Below are 18,454 nucleotides of genomic sequence, written 5' to 3'. Positions count from 1 at the left end.
TGGGTTAGGTCGCAGCATCTGATAGTTGGCGGCCCGCGGCCCGGACTTACCTCGGCCGGTGGGGTCGAGCGTGCGGGTGGACAAGTACAGACGCTCGAGCACTGTAGAAACAGTGGCGACACGGATCGGAACCGGGATAGTCCATTCGGTAGGGACGAGGGCACGGCGCGGTGAGAGTAGCCGGAGCAAGAAGAACCGGCTACACCCAAGTGGAGCGCTGGTCCGCTCGCTACGCTGCCTTCAACTGATGTCCTGACGGGCGCTCGGGCTGCCATTCGCGGTCATCCCGAATCAACGCCCAGAGGACGTCGACGAGTCGCCGCGCCAGGGCAATCGTGGCTTGGGTGTGGCGTTGGTGCTCCGCGCGTTTGCGCTGGTAAAACTCACGGGACGGTCCGTCGCGTTGGGCGCTGCTGAAGGCAGCCATATAAAACACGTGACGCAAGCGCCGGTGATACCGCTTGGGCCGGTGCAGGACTCCGCTGCGTGTTCCCGAATCATTAGGGACCGGTGCCAGACCAGCATAGGAGGCAAGTCTTCCGGCCGTGCCAAATGCGGCGAGGTCACCAGCTGTGATGGCCAGAAACTCGGCACCGAGTCGCTCGCCGACGCCAGGGACGCTTTCGATGATCTGGGCCTGGCGGTGGCTGCGGAAGCATGCTGTGATCTGTTTGTCGAGAGCTTTGATCTCGTGATCGAGGTCCAACAGCTGCCGCGCGAGGCGGGTGACGAGCTGCTCGGTGGTCGACTCTGCCTGCACTGCCATGGTTTGCGCCTCTGCGGCAGCCAGCGCTTTGGAGACCATGCCAGGAATCGTGGGACGTCGGACGCCCAGCTCGCGGAGATGAACACTGATCTCCTCTGCGCCCGCACCCCGGATGGCGGCCGGGGTGCAGTAACGACTCACCAGGGCCAGCCCGGTGCGGGTGGTGTAGTCGAACGCCCGCTCGAGTTCGGGAAACACCCGCAACAGCAGCGACCGCAAACGATTAATCCGAGAAACCCACTCACCCATCAGGTCCGCACGGTAACCCGTCAACAACCCAAGCTCGGCCACGACGTCGTCGGGCGCCGTGACGGTGCTCAGGTCACGACGAAGACGCGCTGTTTCAGCGATCACGACGGCGTCTTTACCGTCGGTCTTGCCTTCACCAGGAAAAGCGCCGGTCATACGGTGGACGACCCGGCCCGGCACATACGTGACCGCCTGATCAGCTCCGATGAGGACTGCGAGCAGCAGTGCCGATTCGGGTGACGTGAGGTCGACGGCCCAGCCACGCATCCTCGACGAAGATTCTGCTTTCGACAGGAGTTGCTCGATGCTGTGCTGATCGTTGTGCACGCGGACCGACCACAGCAGTCGTCCGGTGTTGTCGATCGCAGCGGCATGGTGAGCTGCCTTACCGATGTCAATGCCAATCCAAACTGCATCCGATTCTGCTGTCACAGAGTCCCTTCCGTCGAAGTATGCCCAAGGGGTGGACGGCTCCGCCAGCATTCTTCTAAGTAGCGACTCTTCGCGATGTACATGTCTCAATCAGCGGCCGGAGTGTCCGCGACGGACGAGGTGGCCATCTCCCAGGAGCCTCACTCACAACAGCCGATTGTCAGCCACGCCTCGAACGTCGTCGGGCACCTGAAGTGATCACCTCCAGGCACAGGCGATCTTAGAAGCTGATTGTCGACGACCCAAATGCCGTGGTCACCGATCGATACGTCCCCTGGCACGATTGTTGGCCGCGAAGTACGGCGGGGGACATCATCGAGGTCTATCTCAATCAGGACGCCAGAATCTCTCCACAGCAACAACTTCGGGTCTTGATCCTCCTCGCGGCGACCTCCGCGGTTGAACCATCTCGGCGCCAGTTCGACGTCACGGTATATGGACGGCCCTCCCGGCAACGGTTGCCATCTGCCATCAGGGCAGTGATACGGGATTGCCTTCACCTGCACGCGAGTGACTTGGCCGCGCACCTCGCTGCGACTTCCCTGCTTGTATGCCAGGCCGCGTGAGTTCTGAAACCGGCCTGTGACCGACACCGGCCCCATTTTGGGACGTCGGCCGAACCACGTCGCCCGCCACCCATCGCCGTGTAGTTCACCGATCCAACACCAATACCGGCCGTCGGCGTGGGCTGGGTGACCTTCGAGTCGCGGCGTGGGCTGCAGTTCGAGGACCGCCTGCAGCGTCACCGCATCGTTCACGGACTCCGGTGTTTCGGTGAAGTCGAGCCTCATCTCGACGACTGAACCGACTCGTGGGGGTGAGATGTCGCCGGCTTCGATTACTGAAGCACCGATGGAAACGGGTAGAACACGTCGGCGGCTCATGCGCCTTTCTGCATGTTGATCATCACTCCGAAGGCTATACCCACAAAGGTGAGCACAAGCCAATCATCGTCTGAGCGCGTGTCAGGCACGATTTCGCGGCGCTTGCCTCGGCAACGACCGGCCGGCGCGGCCGCGATGAGGCATGATCCCTGCAAGATCAGGCAGAAAGGGATTATGAACGCGATGAGAAAGGTGTCGGTGGTCGACGACAAAGTTGCGGCCGCCTGGGCACCGATGACCACGATCGAACGGTCAGCTCCCACCGACAGAACTCGGCCCAAGACCGCCGATGCATCGACGGTGGCACGTTCACTCACTGTAACCGTCGTCGGCAACGAAAACCTGGAACGAATCTTGCGGATGCTGGCGCGGCTCGTCAGCGTCGGATACCTCGTTTATTTCGTCGTCCTGTTGCCACCGATCATGGTCAAATCAGCACGGTTGGATGCCTGGTGGACGCCCCTTGCGGTCGCGACCGTCTTCGGCTTCGGATTGCTGCCCGGAATGCTGTCCTTTCGGTCCGATACTCGACCAATGCGGTTGTGTGCGGCGGCCGCAGCGGTGGCGTTTCTACTGGCGATAGTTACCTGGCCGCTCGCATGGAAAGGTCCAGATCTCGCCGCCAGTGACGCGTTCTGGCTGGCCGCGTTCCCAGGGCTGGCAAGCTTGGCCGCGATCGTGGCGTGGCCGATCTGGTTGACTGCCACTCACCTCGTCTCGGGCTGCGTAGGCGTTATGGCCATCACCGCTGTTGCCCGAGGTGGATCGTCCATTTCGATGCTGCCCACAGAAATTGCGTTCACCATCATGTTCTGCACCTTGTTCGTCGGTGGAGCAGCAATGGCGATCCGTACCGGGAAACTACTCGATTTCACCACCGAATCCACTCACCGGGCGGCCGCCTCCGCTGCGGCTCAGCGGGCACGGACGGTCGAGCGTAAACGTATCGATGCGTTGATCCACGACAACGTCCTGTCGGCCTTACTCGCGGCTGCACGTGGCCAGCCGGAGTTCCTTGTCGGCCCTTTGGCCCGGTCCGCGCTCGCCGGTCTCGACCCGCTCAGCACCCAGAATGAACCGAATAGACTGTTTGCTGTCGAAGAAGCGATCGCGCACCTCCGGGCGGCAGCGGCCGACGCCGACGAGCAAGCGACCTTCGATATTTTTTCCGACGACATAGCCGGGTTGGACAAACTAGCGGCAGACGGCATCCGCACAATTGGCTCCGCGATTGCAGAAGCTCTGCGCAATAGCCGATTACACGCCGGAGATAGCGCCATGCGCGCGGTGACGGTGCACCTGACAGAACATGTTCTCAAGATCGACGTGATCGACGACGGGATCGGGTTCGACCCCACCTCCATCGCACCGCACCGACTCGGTATCGCTGTCAGTATCGTCGGCCGCATGCGGGGCTTGCCGGGTGGCTCCGCGTCGGTTCAGAGCAGACACGGCGTCGGCACCCTGATCCACCTCGAGTGGGCGCTGCAATGACTACCGCGGGTGCCCCCGACATCCACGAAATGCTTGGCCTACGGACAATCGCGGCAAGGATCCTCATCGCCGCCTTCATAGCCACATACGCACTGGTTGCTGCTACAACCGGCCCAACCGGAAGCTTTTGGTATGAGCTGGCTGCGTGGTTGATCGTCAGCCTTGCAGCCGTCGCACTCATCATGGTCCCAGGCGATCCACTCCCGATGCCGGTGGCCGCTGCGTTGACCGTATCCGGTGTCGTGGCCATGAACGTGATGCTGCTGGTGATCCACCCACCTTTCTCGGGGTTGCAGCTATGGCCGCTGTCCGCGGTCACAGCGATCTACGCCTATCTGTGCGTGCGCGGTCGGACGCCATGGGCGTGGATCGGCATGCTCGCTGTTCTCGGAAGCTACATGCTCTGGGCACAACGGACCGGCATGGGATATGTGACGGGGCTGCAACTGTCGGTCATTAACTTCGCACCGCTCGTGGTGGCGACGTTTTTCGGATGGACGATTCGCCCTGCGGCCCGAAGCATCTTCGCTCTCCGAAGACAAGCGACTGTCCGTGTCGCCGCCGAAGCTGCCGACGCGGCCGTTCTCGACGAACGCGACCTCAGACTCACCCAGCTAGACCAACTCACCCGGCCACTGCTCGAACGCCTGGCGGGCTACGGTTACCTGACCGACGATGACAGGACATCGGCGGGCCTCCTCGAAGCCCACCTCCGCGACACTCTTCGAGCACCAACTCTCACGACACCGGAAATCAGCTGCGCTGTTCACCAAGCACGTTCGCGTGGGGTGGAAGTGGTGATGCTCGATGACCACGGACTCGACGACGTCCCCACCGACCTGCGGGACGAGTTGTTGGGCCGGGTCCTCGACGCCCTCACCGCCGCAAGTTCCGGAACGATTACGATTCGCATCCTCCCACCACGGCGCGACGCGTTGCTCACCATTCTGCACCGGACGCCTGAAGTATCCCGCCGCCTCGAGTTCGGTCTCAGTGGCCAGATGACCCGCCGTGATTCACCTGTTCGAACTACAACCCGTTCGTGAAAAATTTGGGACTATCGAAGACAGGGAACTGTCGTCGGGGGACGCAAGTTCGGCAAGTCGCCATGAGGAGCGTACGTGAAAGCCATTCCCACCACTCATGCGCAGGCGCTCATGGCGTCGATCGAAGCGTCCCTGCGAGCAAGCGGCCAGTACCTTGCCAACTGCGAGGCGGCCGACTCCGCTCGCGTTCAGGAAGTTCGGTCAGCCGGGCGCCGCGTCGGCCGAATCCTCGGCTGGTCGGTGAGGACCATCGTGTCGCCACCGGCTCCCGACAGCACAGTGAACGTCTCTGTGGTGGTCATGAAATCAACGCCCCTGCATGAAGAACTGATGCGCATCCGCGACCGTAAAGCGATGCAAAGGGTCATCAACCGCTTCAACACCGGGTTGTATTCGTAGCTGACTGTAATGCCGGGCGGGGTTGCACCGATGAGCATTCGAGTCGCGATTCGCTGCGAGTCCGATCGGAAATGTTGAGCGCCGGCGCTGCCGCTGCGATTCGTACGTTCGTATGACAGCGATGATCGAGACCTGCGGGCGTGGCGTCGGACACACCCGCTTACCTGCGATGCTGGATGATCAGGGGACGTCGAATGAAGGGCCGGTTCATGAGTTCCATGAGGAAAGTCGGTGTCATCGAAGACCACTCATCGGTGGTGCTGGGCCTCCAGGCAATGTTGATCGATCATCCCGTTGTCGAGGTTGTAGCGTCCGCGGGCACTGTCACCGATCTGCTCGACCAAGGTTTTGACCTTGATCTCGTGCTGCTCGACCTGAGGCTGTCAGACGGCTCCTCTCCGACCACGAACGTCGATCAGTTGAGAGCGGCCGGCCTCGAAGCGCTGGTCTTCACCGGAGCCGAGAGTCCCTACCTCGTTCGGCAGGCCGCGAAAGCCGGCGTGTTGGGTGTCGTTCGAAAATCCGAGCCAGCGGACGTCGTGGTGGCAGCCATCGCCGCCGCCGCTGAAGGACACCAGGTGGTGACCACCGAATGGGCCGCTGCGATCGACGGCGACCCGGGATTGGCCGATGTTGAACTGAGTCCTCGCCAGCGAGACGTTCTGGCTCTGTACGCTTCCGGCGAAAGAGCCGACCGTGTGGCACGGATGACCGGTCTTTCACCGAACACGGTGAACGACTATCTCGCCCGGATCCGCGTGAAGTATGCCCAGGCCGGCCGGCCGGCCGGCTCGAAGGTGGAGTTGTATCAGCGGGCCGTCGAAGACGGACTTCTGCCGATGCCTGAACACCCCCGTCGATGAGCATCGGTCGATCTCGCCGACTACTCTCACCTGTGGTGCCTCACGTCGGCAACAATGTCGATCGAATATTGCGGATGGTGGCCCTTCTGGTCAGCATTGGATATATCGCGTATCTCGTTCTCCTGATGCCGTCGATCACCAGCGAATCGGCTCGCATGGACCCATGGTGGACCCCGCCCACCGTAATTGCGGTGTTCGGTCTTGGCGTGCTCCCCGGTGTGCTGTCGTTCTCGTCCGACACTCGACCGATGCGGGTGTCCGCAGCCGCAGCAGCGCTCGCCTTCTTACTGGCGGCAGCCGTGTGGCCGTTCGCGTGGAACGGCCCGGACCTCCCTGCAGGTGATGCCTTCTGGCTCGCAGCCTTTCCCGGGGTGGCGAGCCTCGCCGCGATCGTCGCTTGGCCGATCTGGGCTGCCTTTGTATACATGGTCGTGGGCTGCACCAGCGTGATGGTGATCACCGCGGTTGCCCGCGGCGGAATCTCGACCGGGATGCTGCTCACCGACGTCGCGTTCGCGATCATGTTCTGCACCCTGTTCGTCGGTGGAGCAGCGATGGCGATACGGACCGGTCGCCTTCTCGATTCCACCACTGCGATGACGCACCAGGCCGCAGCCAGCGCGGCAGCACAGCATGCGCAGACGGTCGAGAGCGAACGCTTCGATGCGTTAGTCCACGACGGTGTGCTGGCGTCACTCCTTGCCGCGAGCCGTGGTCAGCCGCTGAGCGTCGTCGGCCCTCTCGCCCGCGCGACGTTGGCCGAACTCGACGAACTGAAGACTCCTCCCATGCTGCACCAGCTGTTTTCGACCGACGAAGCCATCACCTATCTTCGGTCTGCATCTGCCGATGCCGACGACCAAGCCGCCTTCGACGTACAACACAGCAATGCCGTAGGGGACGAGAAGCTTCCCGCGGACGGCGTGCGCGCCGTAGGGTCCGCCCTGTCGGAGGCCCTGCGCAACAGTCGTCTCCACGCGGGCAGTGACGCATGGCGGAAGGTGACGGTAGACCTGTCCGACGCCCTGCTCAGGGTCGACGTGACCGACAACGGCGCGGGTTTTGATCCCAGGACCGTTGCCCCACATCGACTCGGCATCGCCGTCAGCATCGTAGGCCGCATGGGTAGCCTGACCGGCGGTTTCGCAAGCGTGCACAGCGGACCGGGATCAGGAACACGAGTGCACCTCGAATGGCAGATCCGGTGACCGAAAGCAAGGCGCCTGACGTTCACGAGGTACTCGGGTTCCGAACTGTCGCGGCCCGACTGCTCGTCGCTGCATTTGTCATCACTTACGCGCTGGTCGCGGTAAACACCAGCCCACCAGCGAGCTTCTGGTACGAGTTCGCCGCTTGGCTCATCATGAGCCTGGCAGCCGTTGCCCTCATCACTGTTCGGGGAGATCCGCTGCCGATTCCGACAACCATCGCGCTGACCGCCGCGGGTGTGGTGGCCATGAATCTGGTTCTGCTGAAGGTAGCTCCGCCGATATCAGGGCTGCAGCTCTGGCCATCGTGGGCCGCGCTCTCCATATACATATATATGTGTGTGCGCGGTCGGGCAGCGTGGGCGTGGATAGGACTGATCGCAGTGCTGGGCTCACACATGCTGTGGGGGCAACGAACGGGGATTGGATACGCGGAGGGCTTGCAGCTGTCGGTCGTGAAGGTGGCCCCGCTACTCATGGCGACGTTCTTCGCCTGGCGGATCCGGCCTGCTTCCCGCCGAATCTTCGAGCTCCGCGACCAGGCCACGCTTCGCGTCGCCGCGGAAGCGGCGGACAAGGCGGTGCTCGAAGAACGCGACCGCAGGTTGGCCCAACTCAACGAACTCGCCCGGCCACTGCTTGAGCGCTTGGCCGGCGACAGTCCACTCACTGAGGATCAACGGCTCACTGCCAAACTACTGGAAGCCCACCTCCGCGATACGTTGCGGGCGCCAGTGTTTTCCACACCCGCGATCAAGGATTGCACGAGGGCGACCCGGGCCCGCGGCGTCGAAGTGGTGATGCTCGACGATCGAAGAGTTGACGACATCTCACCCGAAACACGGAACCGCCTGCTGGGGCACGTCACCGATGCCCTGGAATGTGCCGAATCCGGCACTCTGACGATTCGCATGCTCCCACCCGGTCGCGACGTGGTACTCACCATCCTGCACCGCACGCCGGACGACACCACCCGTTTCGAATACGGACTCGACGCCCAGTTGCTGGACCGCGCCGAGCGTGCCCAAAGCGCCACCGCGAGTGCCCCAGTCGACATCGAATGGGCAACAGGCCCGGGGTGAGAAGTGTTGTTGGCACGGTCAGGTGGCAGCAAAGGCAGCGCCGTACATCGCCGAGCAGGTCATTCCCCTCGTACCGGCCCGGGAGCCGGCGGTGGTAGGAGTCTGAGGTCCGCCGATGCGGCTGCAAAACGATGTCCCATTCGCTCGTGCGTCGCTGCATCGGGATGCAGATTATCCGGCAACGGTAGTTCGGCGAAGTCGGCTTCTCCGTACAGATCCCGGCCGTCGAGATAGTGCAGGTGCTGATCGTCGGCCGCCCGGCCTGCGACTATGCGGGCCAGTTCATCCCTGATCACGGTGAGCGTCAGCTTTCCCGCAGCCACCTCGGACGGGTCGCCGGTGGCACGGAACTCGACTCTCCCCTCGGCGAGTGCGGAAGGGTCGAAGGCGCCGGGCCCGGGGGTGTTCTCGTGGATGGGACAGTAGATCGGGGACACCACCACAATGGGTGTGAGTCGGTGTCCGTCGCGGATGGTGTCGAGGAAACCGTGCACCGCTGAGGTGAATGCCCGCAGTCGCATCAGATCGGCGTTGACGATGTTGATACCGATCTTGAGGCTGATGATGTCAGCAGGAGTGTCCCGGATCGCCCGTGCCACAAACGGATCCAGCATGGCACTACCGGCCAGTCCGAGGTTGACGAGGTCGACGCCGCCTGCCGCTGCGGCAATCGCGGGCCACGTGGTGCTCGGGGTATGCGCCCCCGATCCCTGGCTGATCGAACTGCCGTAGTGAACCCAGACAGGGCGTGGCGTGTCGGTGGCCGGCTCGACCGGTGCGTCGGTGCGCAGCTCCACGAGTTCCATATTCTCGTTGTGCGGCAACCAGATCTCGACGTCTTTGACGCCGGGTCCGAGGTCGCCGAACTCGAGGGTGCTCACGGGCCCTGGCCGATGGTCGACAGTGCCCGCGGCCATGTCGACGGTGATGGTGGTGCCGGGCGGCGCGATCGCCCGTCCGGCCGGTTGCCCGTCGACGAACAATTCGAACACATCGTCAGGGCGCGGCGGCAGACCCACGTGATGGCGTTTGGTGGACAGCACATCGAGCTCGATGAGCGTGGCGGCGGTCCTGAAGACCAGACGCACACCCGCGGGTTGCGATTCGGCCATGGTCAACTGCGGGTCGCAGTGTTGACTGCGCGCGGCCGCCGGTAGGCGATGCATCACCACACCAGGTGCCGTGTATTCGAGGTCTGCCGCGCCACGCAGCAAGCCCAGGGTGATGGGTGTTGTCGAATACTGGTTCATGAAGGCCAATTCCGTAGCAGGGCATCGAGAGTATCGAGGATCTTTGTCCAGGACTCTTCCGAGTCCGGTGCACTGTGACTGAATCCGCCGGCAGCCTCGAGACTCGAATAGCCATGAAAGACGCTGCCCAGCAGCCGGACAGCGTGGGTCTGGTCATCCCCGGACAGGTCGTAGCCTCGCAAGATCGCCCTCATCATCGACGCATGTTTGACGCCGGCACTCGCGGCGGCAGTCTCTGGATCGAGTGGAAATTGCGTGGCGGCATACCGGCCTGGATGCTCCCGCGAATAGTCACGGTAGGAGTTGGCGAACGCGATCAAGGCGTCCTTGCCTGCCCGGCCGGCCAGCGCATCGGATGCCCGCTCGGAGAGCTCGTCCAACGCCAGCAGTGCGATTCTGGTCTTCAGTTCGTGGGTGTTCTTCAGATGCGAGTACAGGCTGGCGACCTTGACGCCGAACCGTCTGGCCAGCTCTGACGCTGTCACGTGTTCGAAGCCGACCTCATCGGCCAGCGCCGCACCCGCCTGCACCAGACGTTCGCTGGTCAAACCCACCCGCGGCATAAGCATTCTCCTTGTTTACTAAGACAACGCTACTTTTACCTAATAGTATTAGCAAAAGCGCCGCCGCACTGTCGCGCAACTCACACCCCATCAGCCCATCCGCAGTCGCTCTGATCGCGAATCATGTTCAGGGACAACACAAAACGCTATGCACTCTGGCTCATAAATGACAGAGACGATCACGAATCGCGGCGAAGGTGGAGGTGCACCATTGGCTCACGGGCACGCACTGGGCCTCGCGATCACGCGTACCGAAATCACGCTGCTGCTCATCGACGCGTCGACTCGCGATGTGGTCGCGAGGAACAGGGTCGCGCTGCCTGCCGTCGACGGCACCCTCATCGAGCACCTCGATCGCCTCGTCGAATCGGCACCGCTACCAGCTCAGCGTGTTGCGGTGGCGTGTACCGACCCAGCGGTCCAGATCCTGGTCAACGATCGCGCCCACGAAGTGGGCGCCCCTGCCTGGCTCGCTCAGGCGACCATCGTCTCCGCGGTCCCCGCGCTCGTCGCAGCGGTGTCATCGCAGTATCGCGGGGCCAATCCACTTGTCGTTACGCATCTCGATCACCAGGGACGCCCCGAGACCACCACACCGCTGATGCTGATAGACCCCGCATTCGGAACCGTCATCGATACTGCGCAGGCCCCACGCGGGCAGTTGCCCGCTTACGAACGAGCGGGCGCGGACGCCTTGGCCGATGCGATGGCCGCCCTACCTGTCGTCGGGCTCGGGGTCGACACCATCGTCGCCGCCGGAGCCGGCGCGGAAATCCACGGCGTCATCCAGGAGATCTCCCGAGCGGCGGGGCTCCCGGTCGGGGAGGTCGGAGGCCGGTACAGCGTTGCGTTCGGGGCCGCACTCGTAGCGGGCCGCGAGCAGCCCATCCCCCTGCGCGGGCGGCCCCCGAAGACCAGGCCATCGCATCTCGCAGTCGCAGTGGTGGGACTCTCTGCCGTCTTGTTCGCCGGCGGACTCGCGGTCGCCGTGGCCCAGCACCCCGACAAGGGAGCACCCGCACTTTCCGATTCAAGCCTGCCGGTCACCGCATCGACCACCGACCCAGCGTCGCGGTCGCCGTCGTCGCCGACCAACACCACAACGCAGGCATCACCGCCACGCAGGACCTCGGCGAACACGCTGACCAGCATCCCCACGACCACCGAGATCCCCACGAGCGCCGAGACCCCCACGACCACCAGGGATTCCCCGGCTCCCGATACCAGCGCTCCCGATACCAGCACACCGGACTCCACTCGGCGGCAGAACACCCCCAACCTGGGTGGGCCGGCGACCACGACCGAACGGGACACGTCTACCGCCCCCGCCTACACGCCGCCTACGCGGTCTGTCACACCGACGACCCGGACAACACCAGATGCACCGACAGCATCGCCGGATCAGTCGTCGAACGGCGAGGCGCCACTCCCCGAGGTCGCACCCACCAACTGATCGACCTGCCGGTCTGCAGAACCGATTTCCGCAGGCCTACTTGATGACGGCGTCAATCGTCTTCTTGAGCGCCGAAGGCTGTGCGGGCGAGTGTGGCGCCTTGGCCCGCGACTCGAGCAGCTGCTCACCGATACGCTGTAGTTCCTTACGTCCCAGCGTCTTCCGCACCTCTGGGAACCACTCCGTTTCCTCTTCGTCGATGTGATGCTCCACGTTCTCGATGAGGACGGTGGTCTTGGCATCGAATCGCTCATCGTCGGGGGTCATCGTGGCGAGTTCCATGACCAGCAGGTCTGCGACGTGGTGCTCTTCGTACGATTCCAAGATGTCGTCCTCGACGTCCGGAACCGCTTTGCGCACCGCCGGGTACATGACCTCGTTCTCGATATACGTGTGCACCGTCAGCGCCTCGATGATCTTGGCGACGGTGTCCGCCTTCGTCTGCTTTGCATCGGGGCCCGCACCGCGGAACTCTTTGAACAACTTCTTGATCGCTTTGTGCTCGTCTTTGAGGATGACAATGGCATCTGTCGACATCAGACTCTCCTGAGCTGGGTGGTACCTGAGGGCACGGGCAGATTGCCCCTGAGCTGTGCTGGTCAAACCAGCGTGCCCAAGCACGCGAGCTGCGTCTTTCGAATTGCGACAGAGCATGCACTGGCTTAAAGTGATCGTGAAGATCACTTCTGGCGTGTCCTGCGCACGGAAATCTCTGTCGAAAGGCTTGGTCATCCATGACGGCTAGAATTGCCCGCCGGACAGCTGGAGTCGTATCCGGTTGCGCTGCCGCACTATTGATGTTCCCGGCGTTCGCCAACGCGGCCCCGAGCGATGTCTCCATCTCGCCGACGGTCGACGGAAGCAACGCCACCGTGACGATCACCAACGGGTCGGGCTCCATGATCGGCTGCAATCTCTATGGCCTGCCGGCCGACAGCGCCGTCACCGCGGACACGAAACCGGTGTTCGGATACACCAATCCCGAGACGCTGAGCGCGGTCATCCAGCCCGGCGCGACGAAAACCGTGCCGCTGAAGCTGTTCACGGAGACCGGGCCGGACGGGTCCGCCACTCTGCCCGACGGCACGTACGACCTGTTCTGGGGATGTTCCGAGGTCCCCCTCGGCGAGGGCGCAGAACAGTGGGGAACGCCCACACCTGTCGGTCCGAATGCAACCGCCGAGCCCTCCCGCCTGGTGTTGCCGGGTACGGCTCCGAGCACGGCGCCTACTGTCGAGCCGGTCGCCCCCGTCGAGCCACCTGCGCAGACGTGCTTCGGCGAGATCTGCGTGCCTCCCGAAGTTGTCGACCTCGTCGGCGAACTCTGGGAGACGTACGCGACGCCGTAGTCATCCCGGCTCTGTCGCAGGGCTCCCCCACCTGAATTTGCACCGACCACCTGAAGAAACAGGTGGCCGGTGCAAATTCGGGTGGGCGGCCTCAGCGATGCGAGAAGTTCGCGTCCCGCTTCTCGACGAACGCGGCCATACCCTCGGTCTGATCGTCGGTGGCGAAGGTCGAGTGGAACACCCGGCGCTCGAACAGGATCCCCTCGGCCAGGCTGACTTCCTGCGAACGGTTCACGGCCTGCTTCGCCAAGATCGTGATGGGCAGCGACAGCTCGGAGATGGTGGTGGCGACGGCGATCGCGTCGTCGAGGTACGACTCGGTCGGCACCACCCGTGAGACCAGTCCGGCGCGCTCGGCCTCCTCGACTTTCATGCGGCGGCCGGTGAGCACCATGTCCATCGCCTTGGCCTTGCCGATCGCGCGGGTGAGTCGCTGCGAACCACCGATGCCCGGGATCACACCGAGGTTGATCTCCGGCTGACCGAACACCGCATTCTCTGCGGCGATGATGATGTCGCACATCATCGCCAGCTCGCAGCCACCACCGAGAGCGAAGCCCGCGACGGCCGCGATCACCGGGGTCCGCACCTCGACCAGATGTCCCCAGGCAGAGAAGAAGTCCTCGGAGAGCATGTCGACATAGGTCTTCTCCGACATTTCCTTGATGTCGGCGCCGGCAGCGAAGGCCCGCTCGGACCCGGTGATGACGATGGCGCCGACCGACGGGTCGGTGTCATACGCCTGCGCCGCCGAGACGACCTCGGCCATCAGCTGAGAGTTCAGCGCATTCAGTGCCTTCGGGCGGTTGAGCGTGATGATTCCGACGCGGCCACGCTGTTCGGTGATGATGGTCTCGAAAGTGGTCATGCTTGGGCTCCATTCGTCAGGCTGAGGTCGTCGGGCAGTGACGCGAAGAAGTTCTCGACCACAGCGGGGTCGACGTCACTCAGCATCGGCGGCGACCACTTCGGTTGGCGGTCTTTGTCGATGACCTGGGCGCGGATACCCTCGGCGAGCTCCGGGTGCACCAGGAAGTGGATCGACACCCGGAACTCGTTCTGCAGAGCCGCTTCCAGGGTGGTGTCGGGGGTGATCGACCGCAGCGAACGCAGGGTCACCTCCACGGACGTCGGCGATTTGGCGGCCACGACATCAGCGGCCGCGCGGGCGTCGGGCTCGTCCCGGCCGCGCAGGTGCTCCACGATCTGTACAGCAGTGTCGAACGCGAAGGCCTCATCGATCCAGTGCTGCCTGCCGAGCAGTTCGGCCTCGGGTGGCGCGGTGGTGAAGTCCGCGATGACGTCTGAGATTGCGGCGGCGGTCCCGGTCAGGGCCTCGACGAAGGCGGGGATCTGGTCGGCGTGCAGGTAATGATCGGCGAATCCGATGGCGATGGCGTCGGCACCGTTGATGTTCGCGGCCGTCAGCGCCAGGTAGGTTCCCAGTTCGCCGGGGGCGTTGGCGAGCAGGTACGTGCCGCCGACGTCCGGAGAGAAGCCGATCCCGACCTCCGGCATGGCCATCCGGGTGCGATCGGTGACAACGCGGGTGTTGGCGTGTGCCGAAATACCCACGCCGCCGCCCATGACGATGCCGTCCATCAGTGCGATGTATGGCTTCGGATAATGCGAGATGTAGGCGTTGAGGATGTACTCGTCGCGCCAGAAGACGCCCGACGGGGTCGCGAGCGCCTGCTCCAGGTCGTCCGACACCGATGCGTCCCGGTGGATGGCGACGATGTCGCCGCCTGCGCACAGACCGCGCTCACCCGCGCCGTCGAGCAGCACCGCCTCGATCGTGTCGTCGTCGGCCCATTTCCGCAGCGCAGCATCGATGTCGACGACCATGTCGTGGGTCAGCGCGTTGATGGCTTTCGGCCGGTTGAGCGTGATACGCCCGATTCGGCCTTCGGTGCGAACCAGGACGTTGCTCTCGTCTGACATGACTCTCCATCGCTCGACTGCCGGGCGCCTCACATAGTTGCATATCCTAGTAAAGATGGGAATGGGTGGGTCGTTCGACCGCCGCACCACCCTGCAGCAACTCGGGCCACGAGGCAGTGGCGAGGCTCACCACGCGCGAGAACGGGTTACGTCCGGAGCGACTCCATACTGGATGGATGCTCCCGACCACCCTCTTCTACGGCCTGGTGCTGCTGAACCTGCTGTTCGTGTGTGGAGCGTGGACCCTCGCCAAACCGAGTAGGCGCGCGGCGGGCGTGCTCATCGTTGTATCCGTGTTGTGGGTGCTGTTCAACGGGCCGATCGAGGGTCATGTGATCCTGTCGTTCACGCCAGAAAACGGCCTCACCGAGTCTGACCTGCTCAGCGTCGCGGGCATCGGCATCGCGCTGTGGGCGTTGCGCAAGCGCAGGCGCTGGTAGTGCGTGTCAGCTCAGGGCTGACCAGGCTTGAGCTTGATGAAGAGTCCGTCCGCCTCGGCGCACAGGGTCTCACCGTTGTGCAGCGTCGCCCGTAGGAACACCTTCCGACCCTCCATCCGGTCAACCCAGGACCGCAACTTCAGCTCGGTGTCCAGCGGCGTGATCGCGCGGTAGTTCACCGTCAGGTAGGCGGTGCGGGTGATGCCCTTGGATCCCAGGGCCCCGGCCATGCCCATCAGGTCATCGAAGGCCACCGCCACCTGACCGCCATGCGCCGCATTGTTCCCGCCCAGGTGATAGCGCCGGAACGTCAGTCGGGCATGCACACCCTCTTCGCCGGCGTCGTCGACCTCATACGGCGGCAGCGTGATGTTGCCGCGCGCAGGCAGATCGATCCGTCCGCCGGACGGGGCCCGCCACTCGTCGATCGCCACCTCGTCCAGCTTTGCGTTGAGCACCTTGAGTTCATCGATGACCTCGGCCACCAACTCCTCGGAAGGCAGCGCCGCCTTCACGCGGTCCATGAACGTCCGGACCTCTTCGATGAACTCCCCGTAGCGGGGGCCGCCGCGCGTCAGATCGATGTCGAAGTCGGGCCGGAAGCCACCCTCGTGGTGAGGCTCGTCAGCGGACTCCTCAGCAAACGACGTCGCGGTCTTCTGAAGCGGACTCTTCTGCGTCATGATCACGACAGTATCGACCGCCCCTGACCTCGCGTGACGCGGCACCGCAGCAACAACCCCACCAATCGCCGGCAGGTGGACGATACTGGTCGGTGATGCGGCGATTATTCGGCTCGTGGACGTCGAGAAGAGCCATGCCGTGAACCGGTTCGGTCTCGTTCACGGCCCTACCGGTCAGATGTTGCGCCGGCAACAGATTCGGGTGCTGCGTATCTACCTGGCGGCCACCACATTCCTGTACGCGGCGGGGGTGCTGCTGACCCTGTTCCCACTGCGCAGCAACAACGTCGAACTGTCCAACCCCGTGGGCGGGATCGTCGCAGTGGCGCTGGGATCGTTCGGCCTCCTGTACCTCGCGCGAACGCCGGTCAATCTCATCCCGGCGATCGCCGCCGCGATGATCGCCACGCCGGCAGTGATGGCCTTCCATGTACTCGCCGCCGCCGAGTTCCTGTGCCTGATCGCCGTCATGTTCCTGGCGATGTACCTGATCGCCTTCTATCGAACCGATCGCGCCCGGATCCTGATCGGCGTGCTCAGCGCAGCGGCGATAGTCGCGCTGGCTGTTGCCCCGGCGACCAAGTCGGCATTGACCTACGTGGTCTTCGTCGTCGCGATCGTGGGCGCCGCCGAGTCCTTCGGTCTGGTGACACGCGCCCTGGTGACCATCGCCTGCACCGATCCGCTGACCGGACTGCTCAATCGCGCCGGATGGGAGATCGCCACCGCTGAGCAGCTCGCGCGAGCCCGGGCAGCACAGACCACCATCACCGTGATCGCCCTCGACATCGACGACTTCAAAGCCGTCAACGACGAGTTCGGTCATCAGTTCGGTGACGAGCAGCTGATCGACTACGCGCACCAGTGGCGGGCCCTGATGCCGGACGACGCCGTGTTCGCGCGCCTCGGCGGCGACGAGTTCGCCGCCTGCCTCGAAGGCAATCGTCCGGTGCCGGCAGCAACCACCGTCGACCGCATCCGAAGCGGACCCGGCGACGCCAGCATCGGCGCGGCAACCGGTTTGGCAGCGACCTCCACCATCGCCGAGCTCCTCGCCGAAGCAGACGCCGATCTCTATCGGATCAAGCGGGCCAAGGGCAGCGGCGGCGCCGAGCCGATCCCCTGACACGCGCCAACTACTCTCGGAACCCATGAGCGCATCTGTGGAACAGCCCTTCGATCCGACGCAATGGCAGACTGTCGAGGGTTTCGACGACCTGACCGACATCACTTATCACCGTCACGCCGGATCCGGTCGCGCGCACGGCATCGTGCGGATCGCCTTCGATCGTCCCGAGGTCCGCAACGCGTTCCGGCCGCACACCGTCGACGAGCTCTACCGCACCCTCGACCACGCCCGCCGCACACCCGATGTGGGGGTGGTGCTGCTGACCGGCAACGGCCCCAGCGAGAAGGACGGCGGCTGGGCGTTCTGCAGCGGCGGCGACCAGCGCATCCGGGGCCGTTCGGGGTATCAGTACGCGGGCGGGGACACTGCCGAGACCGTCGACTCGGCGCGGGTCAAGGCCGAAGGCGGCCGCCTGCACATCCTCGAGGTCCAGCGTCTGATCCGGACCATGCCCAAGGTTGTCATCGCGGTGGTCAACGGCTGGGCAGCAGGTGGTGGCCACTCGCTGCACGTCGTCTGCGACCTCACCCTCGCCTCGCGTCAAGAGGCCCGTTTCAAACAGACCGACGCCGACGTGGGGTCATTCGACGCCGGCTACGGCAGCGCCTACCTCGCGAAGCAGGTCGGCCAGAAGAACGCTCGCGAGATCTTCTTCCTCGGCCGCGCGTACGACGCCGAGGCGATGCAACGTATGGGCGCGGTCAACGAGGTGGTCGACCACGGCGAGCTCGAGGCGACGGCAATCGAATGGGGCAAGACCATCAACGGAAAGTCCCCGACAGCGCAGCGCATGCTGAAGTTCGCGTTCAATCTCACCGACGACGGATTGATGGGCCAGCAGGTCTTTGCGGGTGAAGCCACCCGACTGGCGTACATGACCGACGAAGCAGTCGAGGGACGCGACGCGTTCTTGGAGAAGCGGTCACCCGACTGGGACGACTACCCCTTCTACTACTGAACGGCTCGATCGGGGGCCGTCAGTTTTCCGGGGTCCCGTCCTTCGGGTTTTGATGGTGCTCGGGATGTGGGGTGCGAAACAGCGGAGCCTTGTCCCGCTCGGCGTCCAGGTGCTCGTTGAACTGCTCGATCTCTTCCGGCGTCACCGTTGCCCCACCTTCGACGATCGAGCCTCCGCCGGGCGCACCGCGACCGGCGTCAGCAGCATCGATGGAGTCGTCGTTGTGTTGAAACGGGGGGATCAGCGGTTGCGGTTCAGTCAT

20 protein-coding genes are annotated in these 18,454 nt (G+C 64.0%); 11 read left to right on the top strand and 9 right to left on the bottom strand.

Annotated elements, in window-relative coordinates; all coding sequences use genetic code 11:
* Positions 1–229 precede the first annotated feature (229 nt).
* Together DFR67_RS04230 and DFR67_RS04225 are read right to left on the bottom strand one after the other, a co-directional pair.
* Positions 230–1,447: an IS110 family RNA-guided transposase gene (locus tag DFR67_RS04230; protein WP_110468158.1), complete on the bottom strand. Its 1,218-nt coding sequence runs from the start codon at positions 1,445–1,447 to the stop codon at positions 230–232.
* Between the two features lie 140 nt (positions 1,448–1,587).
* Positions 1,588–2,238, bottom strand: a complete 651-nt coding sequence (locus DFR67_RS04225; RefSeq protein ID WP_146240359.1) for a hypothetical protein — start codon at positions 2,236–2,238, stop codon at positions 1,588–1,590.
* 276 nt (positions 2,239–2,514) lie between these two features.
* On the opposite strand from DFR67_RS04225, the gene DFR67_RS04215 reads away from it, so the two are divergent.
* The 6 genes from DFR67_RS04215 (at position 2,515) to DFR67_RS04190 (ending at position 8,423) form a co-directional block, all read left to right on the top strand.
* On the top strand, positions 2,515–3,825 hold the full coding sequence (locus DFR67_RS04215) for a sensor histidine kinase (RefSeq protein ID WP_245937714.1): 1,311 nt from the start codon (positions 2,515–2,517) through the stop codon (positions 3,823–3,825).
* Complete coding sequence (locus tag DFR67_RS04210; protein ID WP_110468155.1) at positions 3,822–4,871, top strand: hypothetical protein; 1,050 nt, start codon at positions 3,822–3,824, stop codon at positions 4,869–4,871. The genes DFR67_RS04215 and DFR67_RS04210 overlap by 4 nt, the downstream gene beginning before the upstream one ends.
* Positions 4,872–4,946: 75 nt before the next feature.
* Positions 4,947–5,270 (top strand): hypothetical protein, encoded by a 324-nt coding sequence (locus tag DFR67_RS04205; protein ID WP_110468154.1) that lies wholly within the window; start codon positions 4,947–4,949, stop codon positions 5,268–5,270.
* 218 nt (positions 5,271–5,488) lie between these two features.
* The gene (locus tag DFR67_RS04200) at positions 5,489–6,133 is read left to right on the top strand and encodes a DNA-binding response regulator (protein ID WP_211324946.1); all 645 of its coding nucleotides are present in this window, start codon (positions 5,489–5,491) and stop codon (positions 6,131–6,133) included.
* 74 nt (positions 6,134–6,207) lie between these two features.
* Complete coding sequence (locus DFR67_RS04195; protein ID WP_245937713.1) at positions 6,208–7,341, top strand: sensor histidine kinase; 1,134 nt, start codon at positions 6,208–6,210, stop codon at positions 7,339–7,341.
* Complete coding sequence (locus tag DFR67_RS04190) at positions 7,338–8,423, top strand: hypothetical protein (protein ID WP_211324934.1); 1,086 nt, start codon at positions 7,338–7,340, stop codon at positions 8,421–8,423. Before DFR67_RS04195 ends, DFR67_RS04190 begins: the two co-directional genes overlap by 4 nt.
* 59 nt (positions 8,424–8,482) lie before the next feature.
* Here the strand turns inward: DFR67_RS04190 and DFR67_RS04185 are convergent, their stop codons facing one another.
* Both DFR67_RS04185 and DFR67_RS04180 read right to left on the bottom strand, forming a co-directional pair.
* Positions 8,483–9,673, bottom strand: coding sequence for an SGNH/GDSL hydrolase family protein (locus DFR67_RS04185; protein WP_110468151.1), 1,191 nt, complete (start codon positions 9,671–9,673; stop codon positions 8,483–8,485).
* On the bottom strand, positions 9,670–10,236 hold the full coding sequence (locus DFR67_RS04180; protein WP_110468150.1) for a TetR/AcrR family transcriptional regulator: 567 nt from the start codon (positions 10,234–10,236) through the stop codon (positions 9,670–9,672). The genes DFR67_RS04185 and DFR67_RS04180 overlap by 4 nt, the downstream gene beginning before the upstream one ends.
* Positions 10,237–10,402: 166 nt before the next feature.
* On the opposite strand from DFR67_RS04180, the gene DFR67_RS04175 reads away from it, so the two are divergent.
* On the top strand, positions 10,403–11,689 hold the full coding sequence (locus tag DFR67_RS04175; protein WP_110468149.1) for a hypothetical protein: 1,287 nt from the start codon (positions 10,403–10,405) through the stop codon (positions 11,687–11,689).
* 36 nt (positions 11,690–11,725) lie between these two features.
* Here DFR67_RS04175 and DFR67_RS04170 read toward each other — a convergent pair whose 3' ends face one another.
* Positions 11,726–12,226: a hemerythrin domain-containing protein gene (locus DFR67_RS04170; protein WP_110468148.1), complete on the bottom strand. Its 501-nt coding sequence runs from the start codon at positions 12,224–12,226 to the stop codon at positions 11,726–11,728.
* A gap of 197 nt (positions 12,227–12,423) precedes the next feature.
* Between DFR67_RS04170 and DFR67_RS04165 the strand changes: the two genes are divergently transcribed.
* Entirely contained in the window at positions 12,424–13,038 is a 615-nt protein-coding gene (locus DFR67_RS04165; protein ID WP_146240358.1) for a hypothetical protein, read from the top strand.
* 91 nt (positions 13,039–13,129) lie between these two features.
* On the opposite strand, the gene DFR67_RS04160 is transcribed toward DFR67_RS04165, so the two are convergent.
* Positions 13,130–13,906: an enoyl-CoA hydratase gene (locus DFR67_RS04160; RefSeq protein ID WP_110468146.1), complete on the bottom strand. Its 777-nt coding sequence runs from the start codon at positions 13,904–13,906 to the stop codon at positions 13,130–13,132.
* Positions 13,903–14,982 (bottom strand): enoyl-CoA hydratase/isomerase family protein, encoded by a 1,080-nt coding sequence (locus tag DFR67_RS04155; protein WP_110468145.1) that lies wholly within the window; start codon positions 14,980–14,982, stop codon positions 13,903–13,905. Before DFR67_RS04155 ends, DFR67_RS04160 begins: the two co-directional genes overlap by 4 nt.
* A gap of 176 nt (positions 14,983–15,158) precedes the next feature.
* On the opposite strand from DFR67_RS04155, the gene DFR67_RS04150 reads away from it, so the two are divergent.
* The gene (locus DFR67_RS04150; RefSeq protein ID WP_110468144.1) at positions 15,159–15,422 is read left to right on the top strand and encodes a hypothetical protein; all 264 of its coding nucleotides are present in this window, start codon (positions 15,159–15,161) and stop codon (positions 15,420–15,422) included.
* Between the two features lie 11 nt (positions 15,423–15,433).
* On the opposite strand, the gene DFR67_RS04145 is transcribed toward DFR67_RS04150, so the two are convergent.
* Positions 15,434–16,105, bottom strand: coding sequence for a PaaI family thioesterase (locus DFR67_RS04145; protein WP_110468331.1), 672 nt, complete (start codon positions 16,103–16,105; stop codon positions 15,434–15,436).
* Positions 16,106–16,220: 115 nt separating this feature from the next.
* On the opposite strand from DFR67_RS04145, the gene DFR67_RS04140 reads away from it, so the two are divergent.
* Positions 16,221–17,231: a GGDEF domain-containing protein gene (locus DFR67_RS04140; protein ID WP_245937712.1), complete on the top strand. Its 1,011-nt coding sequence runs from the start codon at positions 16,221–16,223 to the stop codon at positions 17,229–17,231.
* A 25-nt stretch (positions 17,232–17,256) separates the two neighbouring features.
* Positions 17,257–18,192 (top strand): 1,4-dihydroxy-2-naphthoyl-CoA synthase, encoded by a 936-nt coding sequence (locus DFR67_RS04135; protein ID WP_110468143.1) that lies wholly within the window; start codon positions 17,257–17,259, stop codon positions 18,190–18,192.
* Between the two features lie 19 nt (positions 18,193–18,211).
* On the opposite strand, the gene DFR67_RS04130 is transcribed toward DFR67_RS04135, so the two are convergent.
* A complete protein-coding gene (locus tag DFR67_RS04130; protein ID WP_110468142.1) occupies positions 18,212–18,454 on the bottom strand; it encodes a hypothetical protein in 243 nt (80 codons plus the stop codon).

It is taken from the genome of Williamsia limnetica, assembly GCF_003217475.1.
GTDB lineage: Bacteria > Actinomycetota > Actinomycetes > Mycobacteriales > Mycobacteriaceae > Williamsia > Williamsia limnetica.
The sequence above is the reverse complement of the archived record's forward strand: the minus strand, read 5'-3'. Positions and strand labels throughout refer to the sequence as shown.

Coding starts and splice junctions, on each gene's coding strand:
- DFR67_RS04225 (WP_146240359.1), bottom strand. CDS start 2,238: ATGAGGCTCGACTTCACCGAAACACCGGAGTCCGTGAACGATGCGGTG.
- DFR67_RS04155 (WP_110468145.1), bottom strand. CDS start 14,982: ATGTCAGACGAGAGCAACGTCCTGGTTCGCACCGAAGGCCGAATCGGG.
- DFR67_RS04185 (WP_110468151.1), bottom strand. CDS start 9,673: ATGAACCAGTATTCGACAACACCCATCACCCTGGGCTTGCTGCGTGGC.
- DFR67_RS04175 (WP_110468149.1), top strand. CDS start 10,403: ATGACAGAGACGATCACGAATCGCGGCGAAGGTGGAGGTGCACCATTG.
- DFR67_RS04130 (WP_110468142.1), bottom strand. CDS start 18,454: ATGACTGAACCGCAACCGCTGATCCCCCCGTTTCAACACAACGACGAC.
- DFR67_RS04135 (WP_110468143.1), top strand. CDS start 17,257: ATGAGCGCATCTGTGGAACAGCCCTTCGATCCGACGCAATGGCAGACT.
- DFR67_RS04170 (WP_110468148.1), bottom strand. CDS start 12,226: ATGTCGACAGATGCCATTGTCATCCTCAAAGACGAGCACAAAGCGATC.
- DFR67_RS04180 (WP_110468150.1), bottom strand. CDS start 10,236: ATGCCGCGGGTGGGTTTGACCAGCGAACGTCTGGTGCAGGCGGGTGCG.
- DFR67_RS04160 (WP_110468146.1), bottom strand. CDS start 13,906: ATGACCACTTTCGAGACCATCATCACCGAACAGCGTGGCCGCGTCGGA.
- DFR67_RS04150 (WP_110468144.1), top strand. CDS start 15,159: ATGCTCCCGACCACCCTCTTCTACGGCCTGGTGCTGCTGAACCTGCTG.
- DFR67_RS04200 (WP_211324946.1), top strand. CDS start 5,489: ATGAGGAAAGTCGGTGTCATCGAAGACCACTCATCGGTGGTGCTGGGC.
- DFR67_RS04215 (WP_245937714.1), top strand. CDS start 2,515: ATGAGAAAGGTGTCGGTGGTCGACGACAAAGTTGCGGCCGCCTGGGCA.
- DFR67_RS04145 (WP_110468331.1), bottom strand. CDS start 16,105: ATGACGCAGAAGAGTCCGCTTCAGAAGACCGCGACGTCGTTTGCTGAG.
- DFR67_RS04165 (WP_146240358.1), top strand. CDS start 12,424: ATGACGGCTAGAATTGCCCGCCGGACAGCTGGAGTCGTATCCGGTTGC.
- DFR67_RS04210 (WP_110468155.1), top strand. CDS start 3,822: ATGACTACCGCGGGTGCCCCCGACATCCACGAAATGCTTGGCCTACGG.
- DFR67_RS04195 (WP_245937713.1), top strand. CDS start 6,208: ATGGTGGCCCTTCTGGTCAGCATTGGATATATCGCGTATCTCGTTCTC.